This is a genomic window from Nocardia sp. NPDC004260 (assembly GCF_053603155.1).
Genome location: NZ_JBSGEZ010000150.1, coordinates 1 through 6721, shown reverse-complemented (window position 1 = coordinate 6721; position 6721 = coordinate 1). Strand labels below are relative to the sequence as shown.

Sequence of the window (6721 nt, the reverse complement as noted above, 5' to 3'; positions counted from 1 at the left end):
CGACCGACCCAGGCCGTCACCCCGGCTCCCCCCGAGTCCCTTCCACGAACCCCGTAACAAGATCCGCGCAAAGGATGGTGCCCTAGTGACCGACGAACCCGACCTGAAACAGGACTCGACCACCACGGTGCGGGAGTTCTTCGCCGCGCTGGAAATGGGCGCCTCGGAGGAGGCGATCGACCTGTTGCACCCCGACATCGTCTGGAAGAACACCTCGCTGCCCGATGTGAAGGGCATCCGCCGGGTCGGCGGCGTGCTGCGCGGCCTGCGCCGCGACTGGCTCGGCTTCGGAGTGGACATGCACCACATCGCCGCCGACGGCGACGTCGTGCTCACCGACCGCACCGACTACCTGCGCTTCGGTCCGGTGCGCGTCGGGTTCTGGGTGACCGGCACCTTCCGGCTACGCGACGGCCGAATCATCTTGTGGCACGACCACTTCAGTTGGGAGAACTTCCTGCGCGGTACGGCTGCCGGCCTCTGGCGCGCGGCGCTCACCCGCCGCTGACCGGGTCTCAGGAGTGCTGGGCCAGGTAGTCCAGATAGACCGGTCGCAGCACCTCGGCGACCGCGCCGTCACCGGCGTGGACGTAGTCGTCGAGCATGGGCAGTACGTACTTGATGTCCGCCTCGCTTTCGCCGACATTGCCCGCGGCGGCCTCCGCGGCCGGGATCGACGTGAGCAGCCGCCACAGGAACTTCACATCCCCCCGCCGCACGGCGAGCTTCATCGCCCGGTCGTGCAGCTCCTTCGACGACAGCTTCTCCAAATCCTCGTTACCGGACATACCAGCGACTCTATCCGCCGAATCGGGCGACAGCGACCGCGTGGCGAATCCCATCCCGGCCCGGACGCCGTGCTGCGATAACCGCTATGACACCGCAACCTCGACCCGGCTTCCGGATCAAGCGCGTCTACGACGATCCCGACCCCGACGACGGCACCAGGGTGCTGGTCGACCGGCTCTGGCCGAGGGGCATCACCAAAGCGCAAGCGCGGGTCGATCGCTGGCCCAAGGAGCTCACCCCGACCACCGAATTGCGGCGCTGGTTCCACGCCGACCGGGACGCGCGCGGCCCGGAATTCGCCCGCCGCTACCGTGCCGAACTCGCCGCGCCGGAGGTTCAGCAAGATTTGCGGGATTTACGCGCCCTGGCAGCCGAAGCTCCGGTGACATTGCTCACGGCCGTACAGGATCCGGCGCACAGCCATGTTCCGGTGTTGCTCGACGTGCTGCGCTGAACCCTCGCGACGTGCGGGTTTACGACAAGTTCACGGACACGCCTCGCAGTCCCCGAGCGCGGACACCGGAGTCGGAGGTAGCGTCGGGTGTGCGGGCCGCGGCGGTGTGGCTCGTACGGGAGGTCCTGACCGTGACTGAGCTACTCAGTACGAGGGGGCCGGAGCCCGGCCCTCGTGGCATCTGACGGCAACGTCGGGTCCATCAGGACGGACCGGTCCAGCGAGATCGTTCGTGCGACTGCCGCATGAACACAGAGGAGCCCACCGTGACTGCTGCACGCTCCGTTTCCGCTCCCTCGGCGAACTCCCGCTCCGCGAAAGGCGGAGCCGCCGCGAAGGGGGCCCGCCCCTCGCAATTACCCGGCAAAACCTTCGTCATCGACACCTCCGTCCTGCTCTCGGATCCCGGTTCCTTCACGCGGTTCGGCGAACACGACGTGGTGTTGCCCCTGGTGGTCATCGGTGAACTCGAAGCCAAACGGCACCACCACGAGCTGGGCTGGTTCGCGCGAGAAGCTTTGCGCAATCTGGACGATCTGCGCCTGCAACACGGCAGGCTGGATCAGCAGGTGCCGATCGGCACCGAGGGCGGAACGTTGCAGGTGGAACTGAACCACACCGATCCCGCGGTCCTTCCGGTCGGCTTCCGCACCGACACCAACGACTCGCGGATCCTGGCCTGTGCGCTCAATCTCGCGGCCGAGGGCCGCGAGGTGGTGTTGGTGTCCAAGGACATTCCGCTGCGGGTCAAGGCCAGTGCGGTGGGCTTGCACGCCGACGAGTACCACGCGCAGGACGTGGTGACCTCGGGCTGGTCCGGCATGGTCGAGCTCGACGTCAGCACGGCGCGCATCGATCAGCTCTACGCCGAGTCGGTGATCGATCTCGATGAGGCGCGAGAACTGCCCTGCCACACCGGCGTCCGGCTGCTCGGCGTCAGCTCGAGTGCGCTGGGCCGGGTCACGCCGGACAAGCGGGTGCAATTGGTCCGCGAGCGCGAGGCGTTCGGGCTGCACGGGCGTTCCGCCGAGCAGCGCATCGCGCTCGACCTGCTGCTGGACGAGAGCGTCGGCATCGTCTCGCTCGGTGGCCGGGCCGGGACCGGCAAGTCGGCGCTGGCGTTGACGGCGGGCCTGGAGGCGGTGCTGGAACGGCGCGCGCAGCGCAAGGTGGTGGTTTTCCGCCCGCTGTACGCGGTGGGCGGCCAGGACCTGGGCTATCTGCCCGGCACCGAGAGCGAGAAGATGGGCCCCTGGGCCCAGGCGGTGTTCGACACGCTCGACGGGCTGGCCAGCCGCGAGGTGATGGAGGAGGTGCTCAGCCGCGACATGCTGGAGGTGTTGCCGCTTACCCACATTCGCGGGCGGTCGCTGCACGACTCCTTCGTGATCGTGGACGAAGCCCAGTCGTTGGAGCGGAATGTGCTGCTCACGGTGCTCAGCCGCCTGGGAACCGGCTCGCGGGTGGTGCTCACCCACGACGTGGCCCAGCGCGACAACCTGCGCGTCGGCAGGCACGACGGGGTCGCGGCGGTGGTCGAGAAGCTCAAGGGCCATCCGCTTTTCGCGCACATCACGCTGACCCGCAGCGAGCGCTCGCCGATCGCGGCGCTGGTCACCGAGATGCTGGAGGAGTACGGCCCCAACGCCTGATCCCGCGACGCCGTTCGACGGCGTGTTTCACCGCATGTCCGGTGGGTATCATCGGCCGCGATAGCAGTTAGGTATGACCCGGTGGCCGCTCGTCGGTCACCGGGTCATCGTCTGACCAACGGCCGAGGCTATGCGCGGCGCCGTCACGGACTCCGTGATGTGCCGGCAGCCCACAGCGAGAGGATGGACATGCACCACTTCGCTCGACGAACGGCTGGATTCACCGCAGTACTCGCCGCGGCAGGGCTGGTCCTGGCCGGCTGCGGCGACGACAACAAAGACGACGGCGCCAAGACCGGTGCCAAGACCGGTATGGCCAGCATGACCGGTATGGTCACCTCGATCGCGAGCCCCACCACCACCGCCGGGATGACCACGCACACCGGCGCGAGCCCGACGACCACGGGCGCGGCCGAGGCGACGACCAAGATCGCGACCCCGGCGGGGGAGATCGCCGTCTCCGGCCCCATCTACGCCAAGTATGTGCAGCTCGGCGGCCCGACCGGCCCGCTCGGCGCACCGCTGCAGGCGGAAGAGGACACACCGGACGGCGGGCACTACCAGGACTTCGCGGGCGGCACGATCTACGCACCCAAGGAGGGCGAAGCGCACGTCGTCTGGGGTGAGATCCGCAAGGCCTGGGAAGACAACGGCGGCGCGCAGGGACCGCTCGGTTTCCCGATCAGCGACGAGAAGGACATCCCCGGCGGCAAGCAGAGCGACTTCACCGGCGGCACCATCACCTGGGTGAACGGTACTATCACCGTCACGCCGAAGTAGGAACCAGATACTCGGCGTCCGGGATCGCGGTGTGGTCTCGGTTGCCTGTGAATCCCATCCATCCGCCCCGCTCCGCGGGCCAAGCCGCTAGGTTATCTCGGTGCAAACTCTCCTGACCGATCGCGAATTGCTCGAATCGCTCGCGGTGGACGTAGAACTGCTGCTGCGTAAGCACGTGGACGCCGCCGATGGGTGGCAGCCGCACGACTTCGTGCCGTGGGACGACGGGCGCAACTTCGCCTTCCTCGGCGGTACCGACTGGGCGGCGGAGCAGTCCGAGCTCGGCGAAACCGCCAAACTGGCGTTGACCGTTTCGGTGCTGATCGCCGACAACCTGCCCTCGTATCACCGCGAGATCGGCAAGTACCTGCGCACCGGCGCGTGGTGGCGCTGGGTCGGCCGCTGGACGGCCGAGGAGAACCGCCACGAGATCACCATCCGCAACTACCTCATGGTGACCAGGGCCGTCGACCCGGTGGAACTGGAGCGGTTGCGCATGGAGCACATGACCAAGGGCTTCCGCCGCCCGGCGATGCACTTGCTCGACGTGCTGGCGACCTGCGCGTTCGAAGAGGCCGCCAGCGCGATCCGGCACCGTAACATCGCGGCGCTCGAGGAGAACCCCCTGGTCACCGCCATCGCCGAGCGCATCGCGCTGGACGACGAACTGCAGTCGATGTTCTTCGCCGATCTGGTCTCCGCCGCGCTCGATCTGGCGCCGGACCAGACCGTGCGGGCCATCGCCGACCGGGTCGCGGGCTTCGAGGTCCCGACGGTGACGTTGCCGGACGGCCGCGACAGCGACGTGGTGCTCGCCGAGGCGGGTGTCTACGACCGCGCCAAGGAGGGTGAGTTGGTGTTCGCCCCGCTGTTGAAGCGGTGGAACATTTTCACCCGCACCGATTTCGGTCCGGAGGGGGAGCAGGCGCGCGAGGAACTCGCGCACTTGCGCGACTGATCCGCATCCGGGCGCAGTGCGCGACCGCCACCTCGGCAGCCCCCCGGCTACCGAGGTGGCGTTCGTTTCGGCGCCGGTCAGTCCTGCTTCTTCATCTTCGCCATGGCCAGCACGTCGAGGCGGCGGTCGAGTTCCTCCTCGGTCAGCTTCTCGTCCAGCAGGCCGCGGTCGATGACCGTCTGGCGGATGGTCTTCTTCTCCCGCAGCGCTTCCTTCGCGACCGCCGCCGCCTCCTCGTAGCCGATCGCCGAGTTCAGGGGCGTCACGATCGAAGGCGACGACTCGGCGAGCGTGCGCAGGTGCTCGACATTGGCGATCAGGCCGCGCACGCACTTGTCGGCGAACAGCCGGGAGACGTTGGCCAGCAGGCGGATCGACTCCAGCAGGTTGCGCGCCATCACCGGGATGTACACGTTCAGCTCGAATGCGCCGTTCGCGCCCGCGAACGCCACCGCGGCATCGTTGCCGATCACCTGCGCGCCCACCTGGGTCACCGCCTCGGGCAGCACCGGGTTCACTTTGCCGGGCATGATCGAGCTGCCCGGTTGCAGATCCGGCAGCTGGATCTCGGCCAAGCCGGTGAGCGGCCCCGAGCCCATCCAGCGAATGTCGTTGGCGATCTTGGTCAGGCTCACCGCGATGGTGCGGAGCGCGCCGGACGCCTCGACCAGACCGTCGCGCGCGGCCTGCGCCTCGAAGTGGTCCTCGGCCTCGCGCAGCGCATCGATGCCGGTGGCGCGCACGAGTTCCGTGACGACCTTCGCGCCGAAGCCCTCGGGCGCGTTCAGCCCGGTGCCGACCGCCGTGCCGCCGATGGGCAGCTCGCCGAGCCGCGGGAGCGTGGCCATGATGCGGTCGATGCCCGCGGCGACCTGCCGGGTGTAGCCGCCGAACTCCTGGCCGAGGGTCACCGGGACGGCGTCCATCAGGTGCGTGCGGCCGGACTTCACCACGGTCCGCCATTCCGTCGACTTGTCCAGCAGCGCCAGCCGCAGATGCTCCAGCGCGGGAACCAGATCGGTGATGACCGCTTCGGTGGCGGCGAGATGCGTTGCGGTGGGGAAGGTGTCGTTGGACGACTGGGACATGTTCACGTCGTCGTTCGGGTGGACGGTGACGCCCTTCGCCTTGGCGAGCGAGGCGATCACCTCGTTGGCGTTCATGTTCGAGCTGGTGCCGGAACCGGTTTGGAAGACGTCGATCGGGAACTGATCGTCGTGTTCGCCACGCGCGATCTCGTTCGCCGCGGCGATGATGGCATCGGCCTTCACGGGATCGAGCAGCCCCAGGTCGCGGTTGACCGTGGCACACGCGGCCTTCAGCAGGCCCAGCGCGCGAATCTGCGCCCGCTCCAAGCCGCGTCCGCTGATCGGGAAGTTCTCCACGGCCCGCTGGGTCTGCGCCCGCCACAAAGCGTCCACCGGAACCCGGACTTCACCCATGGTGTCGTGCTCGATGCGGTACTGCGTCTCCTCGCTCATGATCCCGACCCTATGCCGCGGCAGCGGCCCGTGGGGCAGCCACGCCTGAGGTCATTCGCACACCTCGGCAGGCCTTCGCTCGGGAATACGAACCGTTGTCCGGTTGCCCGCCCCACACGGCTCAAAGCTGTGTCCCCGTCCCGAACATGCGGGTACATGCGGCCCGCGAGAGGCGCACGAAGCGGTCCGGCCTTACCCGGTGCGACGTCACATCGGCGGTATGGCTGTCATCGAGAACAGCGCGGCATATGACCGTTGGATCGGGGCGGTGAACGGTTCCCGGGTTGTGGTCTCTGCCCTCCGCGGTGACCGACTGGCTGGACCAACCATCGGCGACCGTCGCGCATGGCCGCTGGCCTGCGGAGACACTCCCGGCTACCCGCTCCGCTATCTGATCGTTACGGGTGGAAGCTGACCGGGGCCATGAACTGCGCGCATCGGGTGCCGCCGGTTTCCAACCTGCAGGACCACTGACCTCAGCCCCCGATTCCGAGCGAAGCGAGACCGAGCATGCGCCGTTCGCGGCCCGGCTCGCGTTTGCGCGGCCACCGCGTCCGCGACGGTCGCCGATGGTTGGTCCAGCCAGTCGGTCACCGCGGAGGGCAGA

The 6721-nt window shown here is 68.3% G+C and carries 7 protein-coding genes; 5 read left to right on the top strand and 2 right to left on the bottom strand.

The window, feature by feature from the left end; genetic code table 11:
• Positions 1-85: 85 nt before the first annotated feature.
• Positions 86-508, top strand: a complete 423-nt coding sequence (locus tag ACWEO7_RS37525; RefSeq protein ID WP_452430376.1) for a limonene-1,2-epoxide hydrolase family protein — start codon at positions 86-88, stop codon at positions 506-508.
• Between the two features lie 7 nt (positions 509-515).
• Here ACWEO7_RS37525 and ACWEO7_RS37520 read toward each other — a convergent pair whose 3' ends face one another.
• Positions 516-788 (bottom strand): hypothetical protein, encoded by a 273-nt coding sequence (locus tag ACWEO7_RS37520; protein ID WP_039800723.1) that lies wholly within the window; start codon positions 786-788, stop codon positions 516-518.
• Positions 789-874: 86 nt separating this feature from the next.
• Between ACWEO7_RS37520 and ACWEO7_RS37515 the strand changes: the two genes are divergently transcribed.
• The 4 genes from ACWEO7_RS37515 (at position 875) to ACWEO7_RS37500 (ending at position 4633) form a co-directional block, all read left to right on the top strand.
• A complete protein-coding gene (locus ACWEO7_RS37515) occupies positions 875-1243 on the top strand; it encodes a DUF488 domain-containing protein (protein ID WP_452430374.1) in 369 nt (122 codons plus the stop codon).
• A 266-nt stretch (positions 1244-1509) separates the two neighbouring features.
• Complete coding sequence (locus tag ACWEO7_RS37510; protein WP_452430372.1) at positions 1510-2895, top strand: PhoH family protein; 1386 nt, start codon at positions 1510-1512, stop codon at positions 2893-2895.
• Positions 2896-3084: 189 nt separating this feature from the next.
• The gene (locus ACWEO7_RS37505) at positions 3085-3675 is read left to right on the top strand and encodes an LGFP repeat-containing protein (RefSeq protein ID WP_452430370.1); all 591 of its coding nucleotides are present in this window, start codon (positions 3085-3087) and stop codon (positions 3673-3675) included.
• Positions 3676-3775: 100 nt separating this feature from the next.
• On the top strand, positions 3776-4633 hold the full coding sequence (locus ACWEO7_RS37500) for an acyl-ACP desaturase (RefSeq protein WP_452430368.1): 858 nt from the start codon (positions 3776-3778) through the stop codon (positions 4631-4633).
• 77 nt (positions 4634-4710) lie between these two features.
• Here ACWEO7_RS37500 and ACWEO7_RS37495 read toward each other — a convergent pair whose 3' ends face one another.
• Positions 4711-6114: a class II fumarate hydratase gene (locus tag ACWEO7_RS37495; RefSeq protein WP_452430366.1), complete on the bottom strand. Its 1404-nt coding sequence runs from the start codon at positions 6112-6114 to the stop codon at positions 4711-4713.
• Positions 6115-6721 lie beyond the last annotated feature (607 nt).